Origin of the sequence: Enterobacter cloacae complex sp. ECL414 (assembly GCF_021869685.1) — a bacterium.
GTDB lineage: Bacteria > Pseudomonadota > Gammaproteobacteria > Enterobacterales > Enterobacteriaceae > Enterobacter > Enterobacter kobei.
The window spans coordinates 2,995,739-3,014,295 of the sequence record NZ_CP091481.1; the positions used below are offsets into that span (position 1 = coordinate 2,995,739).

Annotated in this window: 15 protein-coding genes; 10 read left to right on the forward strand and 5 right to left on the reverse strand. The window is 58.3% G+C overall.

Features of this window, described 5'->3' with window-relative positions:
* Positions 1 to 21: 21 nt before the first annotated feature.
* Positions 22 to 1,530 (forward strand): anion permease, encoded by a 1,509-nt coding sequence (locus tag L3068_RS14490; protein WP_014884418.1) that lies wholly within the window; start codon positions 22 to 24, stop codon positions 1,528 to 1,530.
* Positions 1,531 to 1,582: 52 nt separating this feature from the next.
* On the forward strand, positions 1,583 to 3,232 hold the full coding sequence (gene fumA / locus L3068_RS14495; protein WP_063433542.1) for a class I fumarate hydratase FumA: 1,650 nt from the start codon (positions 1,583 to 1,585) through the stop codon (positions 3,230 to 3,232).
* Here fumA and L3068_RS14500 read toward each other — a convergent pair.
* Positions 3,221 to 4,126, reverse strand: coding sequence for a LysR family transcriptional regulator (locus L3068_RS14500; protein WP_117581285.1), 906 nt, complete (start codon positions 4,124 to 4,126; stop codon positions 3,221 to 3,223). The two genes, fumA and L3068_RS14500, sit on opposite strands and share 12 nt — an antisense overlap.
* Positions 4,127 to 4,221: 95 nt before the next feature.
* Here L3068_RS14500 and L3068_RS14505 point away from each other — a divergent pair, with 95 nt between their 5' ends.
* The 3 genes from L3068_RS14505 (at position 4,222) to L3068_RS14515 (ending at position 7,876) form a co-directional block, all read left to right on the forward strand.
* The gene (locus tag L3068_RS14505; protein WP_214602803.1) at positions 4,222 to 5,517 is read left to right on the forward strand and encodes a serine hydrolase domain-containing protein; all 1,296 of its coding nucleotides are present in this window, start codon (positions 4,222 to 4,224) and stop codon (positions 5,515 to 5,517) included.
* Between the two features lie 260 nt (positions 5,518 to 5,777).
* Positions 5,778 to 7,091, forward strand: coding sequence for an MFS transporter (locus L3068_RS14510; RefSeq protein ID WP_117581283.1), 1,314 nt, complete (start codon positions 5,778 to 5,780; stop codon positions 7,089 to 7,091).
* Complete coding sequence (locus L3068_RS14515; protein ID WP_088126590.1) at positions 7,088 to 7,876, forward strand: substrate-binding domain-containing protein; 789 nt, start codon at positions 7,088 to 7,090, stop codon at positions 7,874 to 7,876. The genes L3068_RS14510 and L3068_RS14515 overlap by 4 nt, the downstream gene beginning before the upstream one ends.
* Here L3068_RS14515 and psrA read toward each other — a convergent pair.
* From psrA to L3068_RS14530, 3 genes are read right to left on the reverse strand one after another with little or no spacing between them, the layout of a single operon-like run.
* Complete coding sequence (gene psrA / locus L3068_RS14520) at positions 7,851 to 8,750, reverse strand: L-proline-binding transcription factor PsrA (protein WP_014884423.1); 900 nt, start codon at positions 8,748 to 8,750, stop codon at positions 7,851 to 7,853. The genes L3068_RS14515 and psrA overlap by 26 nt on opposite strands.
* Positions 8,751 to 8,774: 24 nt before the next feature.
* The gene (locus tag L3068_RS14525; protein WP_117581281.1) at positions 8,775 to 10,304 is read right to left on the reverse strand and encodes a cryptochrome/photolyase family protein; all 1,530 of its coding nucleotides are present in this window, start codon (positions 10,302 to 10,304) and stop codon (positions 8,775 to 8,777) included.
* Positions 10,301 to 10,447, reverse strand: a complete 147-nt coding sequence (locus tag L3068_RS14530) for a DUF2256 domain-containing protein (RefSeq protein WP_014884425.1) — start codon at positions 10,445 to 10,447, stop codon at positions 10,301 to 10,303. Before L3068_RS14530 ends, L3068_RS14525 begins: the two co-directional genes overlap by 4 nt.
* 216 nt (positions 10,448 to 10,663) lie before the next feature.
* On the opposite strand from L3068_RS14530, the gene mtfA reads away from it, so the two are divergent.
* Entirely contained in the window at positions 10,664 to 11,458 is a 795-nt protein-coding gene (gene mtfA, locus L3068_RS14535) for a DgsA anti-repressor MtfA (RefSeq protein ID WP_014884426.1), read from the forward strand.
* Here the strand turns inward: mtfA and L3068_RS14540 are convergent.
* A complete protein-coding gene (locus L3068_RS14540) occupies positions 11,455 to 12,666 on the reverse strand; it encodes an MFS transporter (protein ID WP_117581278.1) in 1,212 nt (403 codons plus the stop codon). The two genes, mtfA and L3068_RS14540, sit on opposite strands and share 4 nt — an antisense overlap.
* Before the next feature lie 138 nt (positions 12,667 to 12,804).
* Between L3068_RS14540 and L3068_RS14545 the strand changes: the two genes are divergently transcribed.
* The 4 genes from L3068_RS14545 to L3068_RS14560 are packed head-to-tail and all read left to right on the forward strand — an operon-like array spanning position 12,805 to position 18,555.
* Positions 12,805 to 14,547, forward strand: coding sequence for an IucA/IucC family protein (locus L3068_RS14545; RefSeq protein ID WP_117581276.1), 1,743 nt, complete (start codon positions 12,805 to 12,807; stop codon positions 14,545 to 14,547).
* Positions 14,547 to 15,494 (forward strand): GNAT family N-acetyltransferase, encoded by a 948-nt coding sequence (locus L3068_RS14550; protein WP_117581274.1) that lies wholly within the window; start codon positions 14,547 to 14,549, stop codon positions 15,492 to 15,494. Before L3068_RS14545 ends, L3068_RS14550 begins: the two co-directional genes overlap by 1 nt.
* Positions 15,491 to 17,233: an IucA/IucC family protein gene (iucC, locus tag L3068_RS14555; protein ID WP_117581272.1), complete on the forward strand. Its 1,743-nt coding sequence runs from the start codon at positions 15,491 to 15,493 to the stop codon at positions 17,231 to 17,233. Before L3068_RS14550 ends, iucC begins: the two co-directional genes overlap by 4 nt.
* Complete coding sequence (locus L3068_RS14560) at positions 17,230 to 18,555, forward strand: lysine N(6)-hydroxylase/L-ornithine N(5)-oxygenase family protein (protein WP_047344763.1); 1,326 nt, start codon at positions 17,230 to 17,232, stop codon at positions 18,553 to 18,555. The genes iucC and L3068_RS14560 overlap by 4 nt, the downstream gene beginning before the upstream one ends.
* The last annotated feature ends 2 nt before the right edge of the window (positions 18,556 to 18,557 follow it).

Genomic DNA, 18,557 nt, shown 5'->3' on the forward strand with positions numbered 1-18,557 from the left:
GACAACTTAAGACGTGAAACTATGAATACAAAAACTGCTGTAACGCCCCCAGTGGCGAACCAGGCATCAAATGGAAAAGCGAAACGACTGCTGATGATGGCGTTGCCCGTCATCGTCGCCGTACTGCTGCTGTTTGTTCCGGTACCGGAAGGTTTACCGCCTTACGCGTGGCACTACTTCGCTATCTTCGTTGGCGTGATCGTCGGGCTGATCTTCGAACCACTGCCTGGCGCGGTGATTGGCCTGACCGGCGTGGTCGCCATTGCGCTGTGTAGCCAGTGGGTGCTCTTCAGCCCGGACCAGCTGGCAGATCCAAAATTCAAGCTGGCAGGCGCCTCCTTCAAATGGGCGGTGAGCGGGTTCGGTAACTCAACGGTCTGGTTGATTTTCGGTGCCTTTATGTTTGCCGCAGGCTATGACAAAACCCGCTTCGGCCGCCGTCTGGCGCTGATTCTGGTAAAATATCTCGGCCGTCGCAGCCTGACGCTCGGGTATGCTATTACCTTTGCAGACCTGCTGCTGGCACCGTTTACCCCGTCCAACACGGCGCGCAGCGGCGGGACCATCTACCCGATTATCGCTAACCTGCCGCCGCTGTACGGCTCAAAACCCAACGACCCAAGCGCGCGCAAAATTGGTTCTTATCTGATGTGGGTGGCTATCACCGCAGCCTGTATCACCAGTTCTATGTTCCTCTCCGCTCTGGCGCCGAACCTGCTGGCGCTGGCGCTGGTGAAAAGCACCGTTGGGATTGATATCTCCTGGGGCACCTGGTTCCTCGCGTTCCTGCCGCTGGGCATCCTGTTGATTCTGACCATGCCGCTGCTGGCCTACTGGTTCTACCCGCCTGAAGTGAAAGTGAATAACGAAGTACCGCTGTGGGCGACCCGCGAGCTGGAAAAACTTGGCAAACTGTCGCGCAATGAGATCCTGCTGCTGGTCTTCGTGTGCTGTGCGTTGCTGATGTGGATCTTCGCCGCCGCGTGGATTGAACCGGCCATGGCTGCCCTGTTAATTGTCGGTCTGATGCTGTGGACCGGTGTGCTGGAGTGGAACGATATCACCGGTAACAAAGCCGCATGGAACACCTTCGTCTGGTTCGCCACCCTGGTGGCGCTGGCGGATGGCCTCTCCTCTACCGGCTTTATCAGCTGGTTAGGTAAAGAAGGCGGTCTGCTGATGAGCGGTATCTCTCCGGGCGTGGCGACTATCGTCCTGCTGCTGGCGTTCTACCTGCTGCACTACCTGTTTGCCAGCACCACCGCACACACCACCGCGCTGCTGCCCGCGATGCTGACCATCGCCTCCACCATTCCGGGCATGAATATGGAAGTGTTCGTCCTGCTGATGGTGACCTCGCTGGGTGTAATGGGGATCATTACCCCATACGGTACCGGCCCAAGCCCGATTTACTACGGTAGCGGCTACCTGCCAACCAAAGACTACTGGCGCCTGGGCACTATCTTCGGTGCCATCTTCCTGGCGGCCCTGCTGCTGATTGGTTATCCGTGGATGTCGATGATGTTCTGATTTCTGACCGCCGGGGTCTTCCTCCGGCGGTTTTATTTTTGTGGAGCAAGCTATGTCAAACAAACCGTTTATCTACCAGAACCCCTTCCCTCTTTCCCATGACGACACAGAATATTATCTGCTCACCAAAGAGCACGTTTCCGTTGCCGAGTTCGAGGGGCAGGAAATCCTGAAAGTCGAGCCGCAAGCCCTGACGCTGCTGGCGCAGCAGGCCTTCCACGATGCCGCCTTTATGCTGCGTCCTTCTCATCAGAAACAGGTTGCCGCCATTCTTAACGACCCGGAAGCCAGCCAGAACGATAAGTACGTCGCCCTGCAGTTCCTGCGCAACTCTGAAATTGCCGCAAAAGGCGTCCTGCCGACCTGTCAGGATACCGGCACCGCGATCATCATGGGCAAGAAAGGCCAGCGCGTCTGGACAGGTGGCGGTGACGAAGCCGCCCTGAGCCAGGGCGTGTATAACACCTACATTGAAGACAACCTGCGTTATTCCCAGAACGCCGCGCTGGATATGTATAAAGAGGTGAATACCGGCACCAACCTGCCCGCGCAGATTGACCTCTACAGCGTGGACGGAGACGAGTACAAATTCCTGTGCATGGCAAAAGGCGGCGGTTCCGCGAATAAAACCTATCTCTATCAGGAAACCAAAGCGCTGATTACCCCTGCGAAGCTGAAAAACTACCTGGTGGAGAAAATGCGTACCCTGGGTACCGCGGCCTGCCCGCCTTACCATATCGCGTTTGTGATCGGGGGAACGTCGGCTGAAGCCACGCTGAAAACCGTGAAGCTGGCCTCTACCCGCTACTATGACGCGCTGCCAACCGAAGGTAACGAACATGGCCAGGCGTTCCGCGACGTTAAGCTGGAAAAGGAACTGCTCGAGGAAGCGCAGAACCTCGGCCTGGGCGCACAGTTTGGCGGTAAATATTTTGCCCACGACATCCGCGTTATTCGCCTGCCGCGCCACGGCGCGTCCTGCCCGATCGGCATGGGGGTTTCCTGCTCCGCAGACCGCAACATCAAAGCGAAAATCAACCGCGACGGGATCTGGATTGAAAAACTGGAACACAACCCGGGCCAGTATATTCCTGAATCACTGCGTCAGCAGGGTGAAGGCGACGTGGTGAGCATCAACCTGAACAAGCCGATGAATGAAATCCTGGCCCAGCTCTCCGCGCACCCGGTCTCTACCCGTCTGTCGCTGAACGGGACCATCATCGTGGCGCGCGATATTGCCCATGCGAAGCTGAAAGAGCTGCTGGATAACGGCGAGGAACTGCCGCAGTACGTTAAAGATCATCCGATTTACTACGCAGGTCCGGCAAAAACGCCGGAAGGTTACGCCTCTGGCTCACTCGGCCCGACCACCGCGGGACGTATGGACTCGTACGTAGACTTACTGCAATCCCACGGTGCGAGCATGATCATGCTGGCGAAGGGCAACCGCAGCCAGCAGGTGACCGACGCCTGCCATAAGCACGGCGGCTTCTACCTCGGCAGCATTGGCGGTCCGGCGGCGGTACTGGCGCAAAACAGCATTAAGAGCCTAGAGTGCGTGGCGTATCCGGAGCTGGGTATGGAAGCCATCTGGAAAATTGAAGTGGAAAATTTCCCGGCGTTTATCCTGGTGGATGACAAAGGCAACGATTTCTTCCAGCAGATCCAGAATCAACAGTGCAAAGGCTGCTCACAGCGCTGAGGCCTTCCACAACGCCGGTAATCTCGACAGCGTTTCATTGATAAGCCCGCGCTTGTCGCTGCCCGGTTTCCAGATGGTCACCATCGTCTGAGCTATCCCCTGGCTGCCCACCTCGGTGGGCAGCCTTTCTACATTTTTCCACTGCGCCGCATGAAGATGCGTCGGCAAAAATCCCCAGCCGCACCCCTTTTCCAGCAGACCGCGCAGCATCTCAAGTTCATTGGTAAAAAGGGTATGTCCGGAGATTTGCAGACGGCGAGCGACCGGCTCGTCAGACGCCGCATGCATAATGACCTGCGGCACCAGAGAGAGATCGAGTAGCGAAACCGGAGAGGCGTTATCCCGGAACAGCGCTTTCGAGGCGTAAAAATCCATCTCAATGGACCCTAACGCCCGCCATTCCATCTCATTGCCTACGCTGCGATTACGTGCCTGACAGATCCCAATATCGGCCTCACCGCTGGCGAGCATCGCTTCCGCTTCATCACGCGAGGTGCTGGTCAGGCTCAGCCGAATATTCTGGCTCGCCATTTTTGCTATCAGCGCCTGCAAAAAAGCGCGCGGGGTGAACGGATCGTAGACGAGCGCAATATCCTGCGTCGCGCTTTGCGGAACGGCTCTGGCGAACGCCTCAAAGGCTTTTACCTGACGCATCAACAGATGCGCCTGCCGCTGTAACTGCTCCCCCTCCAGCGTTAAACGCAGGGTTCGCCCCTCGCGCAGGAACAACGCGTAACCCAGACCATCTTCCAGAAAATCAATCAGATCGCGCAGGGTCGTGCGGTCTTTACCCAGTTTAGTGGCCGCCTTCACCAGGCTGCCATGTTCAGCCACGGCGGTGAACGCCTCAAGCTGGGCAAACGAATAGATCAATGACGCCACGCGATCCTCCACAGTTCCTTTTCGGGGGATTTTCCCCCATAACGCGTTTTTTATTATAGGCCGCGGGTTCGTAAACTGAAGTCCTTCCTGAGCCATACGAGAAAAACATGAAAAACAAAACAAACCGCACTCTGCTCGCGGCGCTGATTGTCAGCAGCCTGCTCTCTCCTGCCGCCATGGCTGCCTGCAACGGTACCGTTCTCGACACCTGTCCTGCCCCTTTTGATACAAAACTGCCGGACGCACATACGATGCTCACCTGGAGCCAGGCCGACCGCGTCGTGGGTTTCCGCAACGACTACCGCAACTATGCGGGCGACGTGTTCCATCACGGCAACGCCTCGCCGTTGCTGGCCGCAGAAAAACCGCTGACCGATGCCCGCTATCAGGTGAATGGCAAGACCTACGATCTCCATGATTACCTGAAACGCCAGAACGTCAGCGGCATGCTGGTATTAAAAAACGGCCACGTTGCCTATAAGTATCTGGGTGAAGGGAATACCGACAGCACGCTCTGGACCTCACGCTCTGTCGGTAAATCGGTGGTCTCTGCGCTGGTTGGGGTAGCGATTAAAGAGGGAAAAATCCACTCCCTCGACGATCTTATTACCCAATATGAACCTGATTTGAAAGGCACCGCCTGGGACGGTGTGACGCTGAGACAGCTTATTACCCACACCCCCGGCGTGGCGTGGAATGAGGACTACACGAATCCGGGATCTGATTTCGCAAAGCTGACAGAGTGCGAAGCCAAACCGGGCACCTATGACTGCGTGCGGACATTAGTAAAAGGGTTACACCGCGCGCACCCTGCGGGCGAAAACTGGTCCTATTCCTCGGGTGGCGCGTGGCTGCTGGGTGACGTGCTTGAACGCGCAACCGGCATGACGCTCGCGGCGTATCTGGAGAAAAGCATCTGGCAACCCTACGGCATGGCCAGCGACGGCGTATGGCATGCCTACAGCAAAGGCCAGCATGATGTCGGCGCCCACGGCTTTAACGCCACGCTGGAAGACTGGGGCCGCTTCGGTCAGTTCATCCTTCATAACGGCACATTGCCCGGCGGGAAGCAGATCCTGCCCGAAGGCTGGGTAAAACAGTCCTCAGACTGGACGCAGGCAAAAGGTTCGGTGTCCGCCGCGCATCCGAACGGGTTGTATGGCTATCAGTGGTGGAACAACGAAGTGCCGGTTAATGCCACCCACGTCGCGCCAAAGGTCGACAATTCACTTAAAGGGTCGCTCTGGGCGCTGGGGATCTTTGGACAGATGATTATGGTGAATCAGAAAGAGAACCTGGTTATCGTCCAGTGGTCCACCTGGCCGCAGGCGGAACCGTCCTTCAGCGCTCAGCCGCTGGAAGCATCGTTAATGTTTAGCGCAATCGCGAACGCGCTGCGCTGATTTTTAGAGCCAGGCGCTGCCTGGCGTCTCCTCTGCGCGATGTCACAAAACAGCGATATCAGCAACTTAGCGAATTAGCGTGAATAAAAAATCACACGATTGTTAAGTTATTGTTAGGTATGTAAATCCTGGTCAACATCCTGTCATTGATGCACAACGCGCATCAGTTCATTCACTCTTTGCGCTTATTAATTTCCGTTTCCTGATCCAGTTTTCAAAAACAGACGAGCATAACGTCACGATAAAAACTGGAGATAATCATGGTTTCCTCAACCTCACCTGCAACGGTCCGTGCGAAAGCGGGCGCGATTTTTCGCGTCACCTCGGGCAACTTTCTTGAGCAATTCGACTTCTTTCTGTTCGGCTTTTATGCCACCTACATCGCGCATACGTTCTTCCCGGCGAGCAGTGAATTTGCCTCGCTGATGATGACCTTTGCCGTCTTTGGCGCGGGCTTTTTGATGCGTCCGATCGGCGCTATTGTGCTCGGCGCTTACATCGATAAAGTGGGTCGTCGTAAAGGGCTGATTGTCACCTTGTCGATCATGGCTGCCGGAACATTCCTGATTGTGCTTATTCCGTCGTATCAGAGCATTGGGCTGTGGGCACCGCTGCTGGTGCTGACGGGCCGTTTGCTGCAGGGCTTTTCCGCCGGTGCGGAGCTTGGCGGCGTCTCGGTCTATCTGGCAGAAATCGCCGCGCCGGGCCGCAAAGGTTTTTACACCAGCTGGCAGTCCGGCAGCCAGCAGGTTGCCATTATGGTCGCCGCGGCGATGGGCTTTGCCCTGAATGCCCTGATGGAGGAGAGCGCCATTCGCGAGTGGGGCTGGCGCATCCCGTTCCTGTTTGGCTGTTTAATCGTGCCGTTCATCTTTTTCCTGCGTCGTAAGCTGGAGGAGACCGAAGCGTTCAACGCACGGCGCCATCATCTGGCGATGCACCAGGTTTTCAAAACGCTGCTGACAAACTGGCAGGTGGTGGTCGCAGGTATGTTGATGGTAGCGATGACCACCACCGCGTTCTACCTGATCACCGTTTACGCGCCAACCTTCGGCAAAAAAGTGCTGATGCTGAGCGCGTCGGACAGCCTGCTGGTCACGCTGCTGGTGGCCGTCTCTAACTTCATCTGGCTGCCGATAGGTGGAGCCCTCTCGGACCGCTTCGGTCGTAAACCGGTGCTGGTTGTCATGACGCTGCTGGCGCTCGCCACTAGCTACCCGGCACTGACGATGCTGGCGGCGGCCCCCAGCTTCTCCATGATGCTGAGCGTCCTGCTGTGGCTCTCTTTCCTCTACGGCCTGTATAACGGCGCGATGATCCCGGCGCTGACGGAAATCATGCCTGCTGAAGTCCGCGTGGCGGGGTTCTCGCTGGCTTATAGCCTGGCTACCGCCGTCTTTGGCGGTTTCACCCCCGTGATGTCCACCGCGCTGATTGAATACACGGGTGACAAAGCCTCGCCGGGATACTGGATGAGCTTTGCGGCGGTCTGCGCGTTGCTCGCAACGCTCTTCCTCTACCGTCGCCGCGCGGCATCACTGCAAAACACCGTTAAGTCACAGGGGGCCGCATGAAACGTACGTCTCGCTCTACCGCCATCGCGCTAATGGCGATGTTTCTGAGCGTCAATGCCTGCGCAGAGGACGTGAAGGTGATGATTTCGGGCGGATTCAAGGCCGCCCTGGAAAAGCTGGCCCCGGAGTATGAACGCCGGACCGGGGATAACATTGTGATCATCCCCGGTCCCTCAATGGGCACTACGCCGCAGGCAATCCCAAACCGGCTCGCGCGCGGAGAGAAAGCCGACGTGGTGATTATGGTGGGCAATGCACTGGCAAAGCTTGAACAGGCCCGTCTGACCCGGCCGGGTACGCGGACTGAACTCGCGGACTCTCCCATCGGCATGGTCGTGAAAAAAGGTGCGGATATCCCTGATATCAGCAGCGAGACGACGCTGCGTAATACCCTGCTGCAGGCTCGCTCCATCGCCTATTCAGACAGCGCCAGCGGCAGGTATGTCAGTGAAGAATTGTTCAAAAAGCTGGGGATTGAAAAGGAGGTGACGGGCAAAGCGACAAAAGTCGAGCGCATTCCGGTCGCATCAGAAGTGGCGAAAGGAAAATACGCCGTCGGGTTCCAGCAGGTCAGCGAGCTGCTGCCGATTCAGGGCGTCACCTTTATCGGTAAAATCCCGGATAATTTGCAATACATCACGCGCTTCGCTGGCGCGGTCACCCGTGACGCGGAACATCCCGCGGAGGGAAAAGCGCTGCTGAACTATCTCGCCTCACCGCCCTCAAGGGGAGTCATCCGCGAGACGGGGATGATCCCCGTTACGTCCGGCGATACTGCTCGGTGATCTGTTTTTCAAGCTCAGCCGCAATATAGGACTGGATGCGCCCCCGGCGTCGGATAAGCCCCACGGTACGCTTCACCTCCGGCGCCACCAGCGGCAAAGGGGTCAGCAGCGTGTGCTCTGACGTCGGCATCGACATGGCGGGAACGGCAGCAATGCCGATCCCCGCCTCTACCATACCGAGCATCGTGGTGACATGACGCGTTTCGCAGACGCTGGGACGCTCGGGAATGATATCCCCCAGCAGACGATCGAGCAGGTTGCGATTGCCGGACGTTTTATCGAGAGAGATGTAATCCTGCTGAAAAAATGCCTGCCACGTCAGCTGGCTCTTCTGCGCCAGCGGGTGATCCCTTCTGCATGCTGCAACATACACATCCTCCACCAGCGGGAAGAATTCGATTTCAGACGACAAGTTTCCTGCGAAGCAAATACCAAAATCCGCCTGGCTTCGGGCCACAGCGTCCATCACGTTGCCCGCGCTACTGTCGATGAGCTTAATGCGAACGCGCGGATAGCGCGACTGAAAGCGACGGATCACATCGGGCATAAAGTAACAGGCTGCGGAAGGTACCGTAGCCACCGTGATCAGCCCCGTCCGCTCTTCGCTGGCTTTATCGACATCCGCCAGCATTGACTCTACGTTATCGAGCAGCTGCGTGGAGCGTTCAGCAAAGTTTTGCCCGTATAACGTCAGGGAGACGCGGCGGGTGGTTCGGTCAAAGAGTCGGTTCCCCAGCGCGGCTTCCAGCTTTTCAATCCTGCGGCTCAGCGCCGACTGGGACAGACAGATAGATTCAGCGGCGACACGGAAGTTACCGTATTCCACTAACGCTCTGAAGGCATAGAGATCGTTGAGGTCGAAATTCACGGGCATAGTGTCTGGATGTCCTGTCAGGGGTCAGAGTTCGTTGAGATTAAGGCGGATGTACTCAGCGCGTTCGGCAATGGCCTGCCGCTCCTCGTCCTTCATGTCCGCAAGCTGTTTAAAAACAATGCCCAGCCGGGGATTGTGACCCAGACGCGCCTGGTTACGCAAAAAGAAATCCCAGTAAAGCGCATTGAAGGGACACGCCACCTCGCCGGTGCGTTGATTGTGTTGATACCGACATCCCTGACAGTAGTTACTCATCTTATGGATGTAAGACGCGCTTGAAACATAAGGCTTACTGGCCAGTAAACCGCCATCGCCAAACTGGCTCATGCCGAGAGTATTGGGCAATTCTACCCACTCAAACGCATCAATATAAACGCCCAGATACCATTCATGTACCGCCTGCGGCGAGAGACCGCCGAGCAGGCTAAAATTCCCGATAATCATCAGGCGCTGGATATGGTGGGCGTAAGCCTCAGTGAGCGACTGTCCAATGGCGTGCGCCAGGCAGCGCATTTGCGTCTTGCCCGTCCAGAACCACTCCGGCAGCGGGGTGTGCTGCTCTAACGCATTCAGCTCCCGATAGCCCGGCATTTGCGACCAGTAGATCCCGCGCACATACTCCCGCCAGCCAAGAATTTGCCGGATGAACCCTTCGACAGCAGGCAACGGCGCATCACCCGAGCGCCATGCCTGCTCGGCGGCGGCAACCACTTCACGGGGATTGAGCATTTTGGTGTTCAGCGCAAATGAAATTAAGGAGTGGAAAAGAAAAGGTTCTTCCGTGTGCATTGCATCCTGCCAGTTACCAAACTGGGGCAGGACGTGCGAAATAAACGCATCCAGCCGGGCTTTAGCTTCAACACGGTCGACTGGCCAGCGAAAAGTGTTGGCCTGCGGTTCGCCAAAGGTGCGTACGCCGCAGCGTTGGATCTCTTCCCATAATGCTGAGCGATCGTGGCAGATGCGAGAGTCATCCGGAGCAGGCGGTTCACCGGACCAGCGCTTGCGGTTTTCAGCATCGAAATTCCATTTCCCCCCTTCGGGCTCGCCTTCCGGGGTCAACAGCACGCCATGCTGACGACGCATTTCCCGATAAAAATATTCCATTCGCCAGCTTCTACGCGACGCAAAGAACGCGCTCACCTGCTCCCGGGAGATGAAAAAATGCTCGCTGCTGACGCAGGTCGTCTCGACGGTCGCCGTTTTCGCCCACGCCTGCAACTGCGCATCAAGGCGCCATTCATCGGGCTCCTGCCACATCACCCTGCCAGCATGGTAATGCGCGATAAGCGCGTTGAGATTATCTTCCAGCGCGCCGCGATTTGAACCCTCAGAGAGCCGGACATACCTTACCCGATGCCCCTTCTCTTTTAACTCAGCGGCAAACGCGCGCATGGCCGCGAAGATAGCGATGATTTTCTGAGCATGATGAAGGACATACGCGGTTTCTGCCCGCAGTTCCAGCATCACGTAAATGACATTCGGGCTGCAGGTATCAAACCAGCTGTGATGTGGATTGAGCTGATCGCCCAGAATCAGGCGTAGTTCGGTCAACGGTGGCTCCTGCGACAGCGCTCAGAACAGTATTTGACCTCATCCCAGCATTTCGCCCACTTCTTGCGCCACGTCATGGGCCGCTGGCAGTGCACACACGCCCGACTGGGCAGGTTCTGCTTGTTACCTTTGAAATCACTCATCTTTTCAATACCGGACTGATTTATTCACTCGGGCTGCGGATAAAGGCTACGACAGACATCACAAAATGAAGGTGATGCCTGCAAAGCGCTACCCACTGCTCTGTACGAAATGATAGTTTATTCAGGCTGGAAGTGTAGAAATAAGCCATTTTCTGGCATCTTAACTGAACCTGACTTTCCCATTTTTGTTCAAGTGACGAGTTTGCGAGCAAAGCGATGATTAAGTGGCCCTGGAAAACGAATGAGGCTGGCCGGGATATGGCGCTGCCGTGGGATGACGCGCTGGCGATCCCTGTTCTGGCGAATCTCCAGCCGGACGAACAGTCAAAACTGGTTCAGCTGGCGGATCGTTTTTTGCAGCAAAAACGCCTGGTTCCTCTGCAGGGATTCGAGCTGGATCCCCTGAAAAACGCGCGTATCGCCCTGCTTTTCTGCCTGCCGGTGCTTGAACTGGGTATCGAGTGGCTGGACGGCTTCCATGAAGTGCTGATCTACCCGGCGCCCTTCATCGTCGACGATGAGTGGGAGGATGACATCGGCCTGGTACACAACCAGCGGGTGGTACAGTCCGGACAAAGCTGGCAGCAAGGGCCGATTATCCTGAACTGGCTCGACATTCAGGACTCGTTCGACGCGTCAGGCTTTAATCTGATTATTCATGAAGTGGCGCATAAGCTGGATACCCGCAACGGCGACCGCGCCAGCGGTGTTCCGCTGATCCCGCTGCGTGAAGTCGCAGGATGGGAGCACGATCTGCATGCGGCGATGGATAACATCCAGGACGAGATCGATCTCGTGGGCGAAAGTGCCGCCAGCATTGATGCCTACGCGGCGACCGACCCCGCAGAGTGCTTCGCGGTGCTTTCAGAGTACTTCTTCAGCGCCCCCGAACTCTTTGCCCCGCGTTTCCCGGCGCTATGGCAGCGTTTTACCCAGTTTTATCAGCAGGATCCGCTTAAGCGTCTGCGTCAAAATGAGGCGGTCGGCCCTTCCCCTCACCAGGTACATTAATTTTTTTCGACAGGGGTGCGCCCGGTTAACCGTACCCCGATGCTCAGTACGAGAAACAGCACCGCCATTCCCCCTGCCGCCATCGTTAAATACTGCTCACCGAAAAAGCGCGTGACTACGGGCACCAGCAGCGCGCTGATGCCGTAGCCTAACGTATGGCTGGTGGCGATCGCGCCCGCGCCTTTCCCCGTGGTCAGCCGATCGTTCAACAGTAGCTGATAGCCCGGTGTTGCCATCGCCGCGCCGAGCGAGGTGACTGCAATTCCCACGTAGAACAGCGCCAGCCCGGCAATACACATCAACCCAAGTCCTGCCACCATCAATACCGCCGCCATACAGAGCAACGTCAGCGGGCTGAAGTGCTGCGGGCGAACAATCAAAAATTGCGCCGAGAGCGTGGCCAGCGCGGCCAGGCTCAGCAGGAGCGCAACATGGTGGCTGATCTCACGGGCGTTGCCCTCCAGCAAGGGGCTGAGATGCGGCGTGAGGCCAAGCTGCATCAGGCTCACCAGCGCCGCCAGCAGCATCGCCAGCAGCAGGAACGGCAGCATAGAGACCTGCAGACGGGTCGCCTGATGCGCCACCGGCGGCAGTGGAGGGTCGGCCACTTCTCGCAGCACCAGCAGCAGAGCCATAAACGGCGCAATCGCCATGAGCCAGAGCGGTGCCACCGGGTTAATGCTGAGCATCATTGCTGCCAGCGGTGGCCCCAGCAGACGGCCGCAGCTCAGGCCGGAGCTGATGGTGGCCAGCGCCGCCATGCGTTTGTCCAGCCCCGCACGCTGAATAGCCCAGGTCTGGGCGGCAGGCACCATCCCCGACACGGTTAAACCGTAGAGCAGGCGCGAAAAGATCAGCCCCGCCAGCCCCCAGGTGCTCTGGAGCAACCCGGCCGCCATTGCCCAGACCACCACGGCCATCACGGCGAAGCTGGCAAGATAGCCGCTGAGCGAGGCCACCATCACGACCTTACAGCCGCGTCGCTCGCTCTGACGCCCCCACCAGGGCGATGCCGGTAAAAAAAGCATGGAGCCGAACATTAACAGCCCGGCCCAGACCGAGAGCGACAGCCCGGTCAGGTTCACCAGCTGCGGGAGCATGACCAGCAAACCGTTCTGCCCGATGCCCAATAAACCTGCACAGAGTGCCAGCGGCCAGTTGGCTTTAGAGGTGACGTTTTCAGTCAGCGTTTCTGAATTAGCGCGCATGAGAATGTGAACATAGTGTCAATAAATGTGTGGAAATTATGAAGTTTATGAAAACAAATATTGCAAAAATGGTTGCGAGTGTAAATAGAATGAATATCATAACGAGAATTATTATCAATCATGGAATGAGGTACATCTATGCGTACTCTGCCCCGCTCCGCCGGTACAGACGTTGCGGCCCAGTGTTTTTTAAACGCCCTGCTGCGCGAAACGACGGACTGGCGCTATCTCCCCGCAGCCGCTGCGGATGAGCTGGCGCATATTCATATCCCGCTTTCTCCCGCTCAGGCCCTGCGGGTTCCGGTACGCTATTTCTCCCCCACCCAGCACCATCAGTACTGTTTCCCGGCAACGCTTATCCAGAGCGATAGCGACTGCGGTGACGCCGTCACATATACCCAACTGGTTGATTTACTTCTTGAAAAACCATCAGTAAAAGGCGTTCTTGATGCCGATACGCTGGCGCGTTTTAAGCAACGCGTGCTGGAAAGTCATGCGCATACCTGGCAGGCGATCGACCTGCGCCACAGCTGGTCCACGCTGCGTGATAAACCGCTGACGTTTGCTGAAGCAGAACAGGCGCTGCTGGTCGGCCACGCATTTCACCCGGCACCGAAGTCGCACGAGCCATTCAACGAAACCGAAGCGCGACGCTATCTGCCTGATTTTGCCTCCCGTTTCCCGCTGCGCTGGTTTGCCGTTGAGAGCACGCGCATTGCCGGTGACAGCCTGAACGTCTCCCTGCGCGAACGTCTGCTGCGCTTCGCCGCCCAGAGCGCGCCTGAGCTGCTCGGCCACTTCACCGACACGTGCTGGCTGTTGCCTATGCACCCATGGCAGGCAGAGCATCTGCTGGGTCAGGCCTGGTGCCAGCGTCTGGTGGAAAACGGTTCATTGCAGGATCTGGGCGAAGCGGGCGCGCAGTGGCTGCCCACCAGCTCCTCCCGCTCGCTGTACAGTGAAACCAACAGCGACATGATTAAATTCTCCCTCAGCGTGCGCCTGACCAATTCCGTGCGCACGCTGTCGGTGAAAGAAGTTAAGCGCGGGATGCGCCTGGCGCGCCTGGCGAAAACGGAACGCTGGCAAACGCTTCAGGCACGCTACCCGACGATGCGCGTGATGCAGGAAGACGGCTGGGCGGGGCTGCGTGACGAAAACGGCGTGGTGCAGGAAGAGAGCCTGATGGCCCTGCGCGTCAATCTGCTGTTTGACACGCCGGACACGCAGACCAACGTGCTGGTCAGCCTGACCCAGGCCGCCCCGGATGGCGGTGACAGCCTGCTGGCTGCGGCAGTGCGTCGTCTGAGCCAGCGTCTGGATTTACCCCTCGCTCAGGCCGCACGCTGCTGGCTGGACGCCTATTGCGACCGCGTGTTACTTCCCCTGTTCAGCGCCGAGGCGGACTACGGCCTGGTGCTGCTCGCCCACCAGCAAAATATCCTGGTTGAGATGCAGCAGGATTTCCCCGTCGGGCTTATCTACCGTGACTGCCAGGGCAGCGCCTGGACCGAAGGAGCCGACGGGTGGCTGAAAGAGGCGGGTGAAACTGACGTGGAAAACCGCTTCGGTGAGAGCCAGCTGCTGCGCTACTTCCCTTACTACCTGCTGCTGAACTCCACCCTTGCGGTGACTGCCGCCCTTGCCGCCGCCGGTTTCGACAGTGAAGAGCGCCTGATGGCGCGCGTACGTGACGCGCTGGTCGCGCTGCGCCGTACGGCGAAGCAGACCCGCTGCCTTGACTACGTGCTGGACAGCCCGACCTGGAACTGCAAAGGCAACTTCTTCTGTTATCTGCACGATCGCAACGAAAACACCATCGCCGATCCGGCGGTGATCTATTTCGACTTTAGCAACCCGTTCTACAAGGAGAAGGCGTAATGGCCATCGCGAATATCGTCCATTCTGGCTTCGGCTTTCGCTGCACCGCAACGGATACCGCGCTGCAGCTGACGTTAGGTCTCGACGGCAGCGCGGTGCTGGAGCGTCTCGGGGCTATCCCGGCGGGCTGGCTGGTGGAAGCGCTGGATCAGCTGTTTGTCGCCGCCCCCACGCTGACCGGCATTACGCTGCCGTGGGCAACCTGGCAGGATGAACCTCAGGCAAAGGCGCTGTTTAGCCTGGCCCACGGGGATTACCTGGCGCGTGAAACCTTCTGGCAATTGCCGCTCTGGCTGAAAGGCGAACGACCGCAGACGAGCAACGGTATGCAGTTTGATGAGAGCCGTCAGCTGTACTTCCCGCAGCGCCCTCGCCGCCCGCAGGGTGAGGTGTATCGCCGTTACGATCCGCAAATTAAACGCACGCTGAGCTTCCGCGTGGCCGACGTGGCGCTGGATGGCGAACGATTCACTCAATGGATGAACAACCCGCGCGTGAACGCCTTCTGGGAGATGGCCGGCCCGCAGGCCGAACAGGAAAACTACCTGCGCCGTCAGCTTGACTCGACGTACTGCTACCCGGTTATCGGCTGCTTCGACGACCAGCCGTTCGGCTACTTTGAACTCTACTGGGCGCCAGAAGACCGCATTGGCCGCCACTACCGCTGGCAGCCGTTCGACCGCGGGCTGCATATGCTGGTGGGCGAAGAGCGCTGGCGCGGCGCGCAGTACATCCGCAGCTGGCTGCGCGGTCTGAGCCACTACCTGTATCTGGATGAACCGCGCACGACGCGCATTGTGGCCGAGCCGCGCTTCGACAACCAACGCCTGTTCCGCCACCTGGCGTCCGCCGGTTTCGACACCGCAAAAGAGTTCGACTTCCCGCACAAGCGCTCGCGCCTGATCGTGAGCGAGCGTCACCGCTTCTTCCATGAGGTGGAACTGTGAACGCGCTCTGGCAGAAAGTAAACCGCGAGATGGTGGCGAAGATCCTCGCCGAACTGGAATACGAACGTACCCTGCGCGCTGAGCCGGTTTCGTCTGACGGCTGGCGCATTACCATGGGCTCGGAGTCCTGGCAGTTTCGCGCCACGCGCGGGATATGGGGCTGGCTGCATATCGATCCTGATTCCCTGACCACCGCCAGCGGCGCCGCCGTGGAAGCGGAAAGCGCGCTGCTGCAGCTGGCGACCGTGCTGGAGATGAGCGACGCGCAAACGGCAGAGCATATGGAAGATCTTTACGCCACGCTGCGCGGTGATATTCAGCTGCTCCAGGCGCGTGAAGCGCTGGATGCCGACGCGCTGATCCACCTCGACCCGGATGAATTACAGTGTCTGATGAGCGGTCATCCTAAGTTTATTTTCAACAAAGGCCGCCGCGGATGGGGGCTGGATGCCCTGCATCAGTACGCACCTGAGTATCGCGGACGTTTTCGTCTGCACTGGGTTGCCGTTCAGCGTGAACACCTGGTCTGGAGCAGCGACGCCGATTGCGACATTCAGAATCTGCTTGCCAGTACCATGGACAACGCCGAGCGCGTCCGGTTTGAGCATCGCTGGCAGGCGCTGGGGCTCGACGAAAGCTGGCTGCCCGTGCCGCTACACCCGTGGCAGTGGCAGCAGAAAATTGCCATTCACTTCCTGGCGCAGCTGGCGCGCGGTGAGATGGTGGAGCTGGGCGAATTTGGCGATGAGTATCTGGCGCAGCAGTCTCTGCGCACGCTCACCAACGCCAGCCGTCGCGCGCCGTTTGACATCAAGCTGCCGCTGACCATCTATAACACCTCCTGCTATCGCGGCATTCCGGGCAAATACATTGCCGCCGGGCCGCTGGCCTCACGCTGGCTGCAGCAGCAGTTCGCCTCTGACGCCACGCTGATTCGCTGCGGCGCGCAGGTACTGGGTGAACCCGCCGCCGGATATCTGTCGCATCCGGGCTATGCCGCATTACCGAAAGCGCCCTACCGCTATCAGGAGATGCTGGGGGTGATCTGGCGCGAGAATCCGTCCTGTTATTTAGAGGACGGTGAACAGGCGGTGCTGATGGCGGCGCTGATGGAAACCGATAACGCCGGGCGTCCGCTGATCGACGCGTGGATTAAACGCTCGGGGCTAAGCGCCGACGCGTGGCTGGAAAAGCTGTTTGAGGCAACGGTGATCCCGTTCTATCACCTGCTCTGCCGCTATGGCGTGGCGCTGATCGCCCACGGCCAGAACGTGACGCTGGTGATGAAAAACTACGTGCCGCAGCGCATCCTGCTGAAGGATTTCCAGGGTGATATGCGTCTGGTGGACGAAGATTTCCCGCAGGCGCAGAGCCTGCCGGCGCAGGTGAAGGACGTTACGGCACGTCTGAGCGCGGATTACATCATCCACGACCTGCAAACCGGCAACTTTGTAACGGTGCTGCGCTTTATCTCGCGTCTCACCCTGCAATGCGGCGTGAGCGAAATCCGTTTCTATCAAGTCCTGGCGGGGGTATTGCGCCGGTATATGGCTGCGCACCCCGAGCTTGCGGAACGTTTCGCGATGTTCGACCTGTTTAAGCCGCAAATTATTCGCGTGATCCTTAACCCGGTCAAACTGACCTTCTCCGAGCATGACGGCGGCAGCCGCATGCTGCCGAACTACGTTACCGACCTTGATAACCCTCTTTTTCTGGCCTCCCGGGAGTCAGCGCAATGAAAACCTTTGATTTCATCGGCATTGGTATTGGCCCGTTTAACCTCAGCATCGCCGCCCTGGCCGAAGGGCTGGACGGTTTTAGCTCGCTGTTCCTTGAGCGCAAGCCGCACTTCTCCTGGCACCCGGGGATGATGGTGCCGGACTGCCACATGCAGACCAGCTTCCTGAAGGATCTGGTCAGCGCCGTGGAGCCCACCAACCGCCACAGCTTTCTGAACTACCTGGTGCAGCGTAAAAAGTTCTACCGCTTCCTGACTACCGAACAGCGCACGGTGTCTCGCGAAGAGTTTGCCGATTACCTGTGCTGGGCGGCAGAAAACCTCACCAACCTCGCCTTCAGCCAGCAGGTGCAGCAGGTGAGCTTTGATGAGACAAGCGGTCTGTTTGAGGTGGTGACCCAGCGGGATCGGTTCCTTGCCCGCCACGTCTGCGTGGGGATTGGCAAACAGATTAACCTCCCGGATTGCGTGACGGTGCAGGACGACACCTGTTTCCACGCCAGCGAGATGATGCTGCGCACGCCGAATTTAGCGGGCAAGCGCGTGACCGTCGTCGGTGGCGGCCAGAGCGGTGCCGACCTGTTCTTAAATATCTTCCGCGGGGAATGGGGCCAGCCGCTAAGCCTGAACTGGGTGTCGCGCCGTAACAATTATAACGCGCTGGATGAAGCCGCCTTCGCCAACGAGTACTTCACGCCGGAGTATGTGGACAGCTTCTCCACGCTCGGCGAAGAGGCCCGTCGTCAGATGCTGCACGAGCAGAAGATGACCTCTGACGGCATTACCACCGAGTCCCTGCTGGCAATTTACCGCGCCATGTATCACCGCTTTGAGGTGCTGCGCGAAAAACCGTGGGCGCACCTTCTGCCGTCCCGCTCGGTGACGTCACTGGCGCGTCAGGAAAACGGTCAGCGTCTGAGCATACAGCATCATCTCGACGGCGGTCGCGAACAGCTGGATACCGACGTGGTGATCTTTGCCACCGGTTACCGCGCCGTGCAGCCTGCGTTCCTTGCCCCGCTGTCTCACCGCCTGCATCTGGATGCGGATGAAGCCTTCTGCATCAACAACGATTTCACCCTCGAATGGGACGGCCCGCAGAGCAACCGCCTGTTTGCCGTCAATGCCGGGATGCACCGTCTCGGCATTGCTGAACCCCAGCTCAGCCTGATGGCCTGGCGTGCCGCACGCATTCTTAACCGCGCGCATCCTGACGAGCCATTTGAGCTGGCTACCACACCCGGCGTTATCCACTGGCGCACCACCGCCAGCCAGGACAGCAGCCCGGTTTTTAACGCGTTAGAGAAAACGACCGAGTACTGACA

Bases quoted from the DNA above. Each gene is read 5' to 3' on its own strand.
- L3068_RS14540 (WP_117581278.1), bottom strand. From the start codon at position 12,666: ATGCGCGCTAATTCAGAAACGCTGACTGAAAACGTCACCTCTAAAGCC.
- mtfA (WP_014884426.1), top strand. From the start codon at position 10,664: ATGATTAAGTGGCCCTGGAAAACGAATGAGGCTGGCCGGGATATGGCG.
- L3068_RS14545 (WP_117581276.1), top strand. From the start codon at position 12,805: ATGCGTACTCTGCCCCGCTCCGCCGGTACAGACGTTGCGGCCCAGTGT.
- L3068_RS14560 (WP_047344763.1), top strand. From the start codon at position 17,230: ATGAAAACCTTTGATTTCATCGGCATTGGTATTGGCCCGTTTAACCTC.
- L3068_RS14515 (WP_088126590.1), top strand. From the start codon at position 7,088: ATGAAACGTACGTCTCGCTCTACCGCCATCGCGCTAATGGCGATGTTT.
- fumA (WP_063433542.1), top strand. From the start codon at position 1,583: ATGTCAAACAAACCGTTTATCTACCAGAACCCCTTCCCTCTTTCCCAT.
- L3068_RS14490 (WP_014884418.1), top strand. From the start codon at position 22: ATGAATACAAAAACTGCTGTAACGCCCCCAGTGGCGAACCAGGCATCA.
- psrA (WP_014884423.1), bottom strand. From the start codon at position 8,750: ATGCCCGTGAATTTCGACCTCAACGATCTCTATGCCTTCAGAGCGTTA.
- L3068_RS14510 (WP_117581283.1), top strand. From the start codon at position 5,778: ATGGTTTCCTCAACCTCACCTGCAACGGTCCGTGCGAAAGCGGGCGCG.
- L3068_RS14530 (WP_014884425.1), bottom strand. From the start codon at position 10,447: ATGAGTGATTTCAAAGGTAACAAGCAGAACCTGCCCAGTCGGGCGTGT.
- L3068_RS14550 (WP_117581274.1), top strand. From the start codon at position 14,547: ATGGCCATCGCGAATATCGTCCATTCTGGCTTCGGCTTTCGCTGCACC.
- L3068_RS14505 (WP_214602803.1), top strand. From the start codon at position 4,222: ATGAAAAACAAAACAAACCGCACTCTGCTCGCGGCGCTGATTGTCAGC.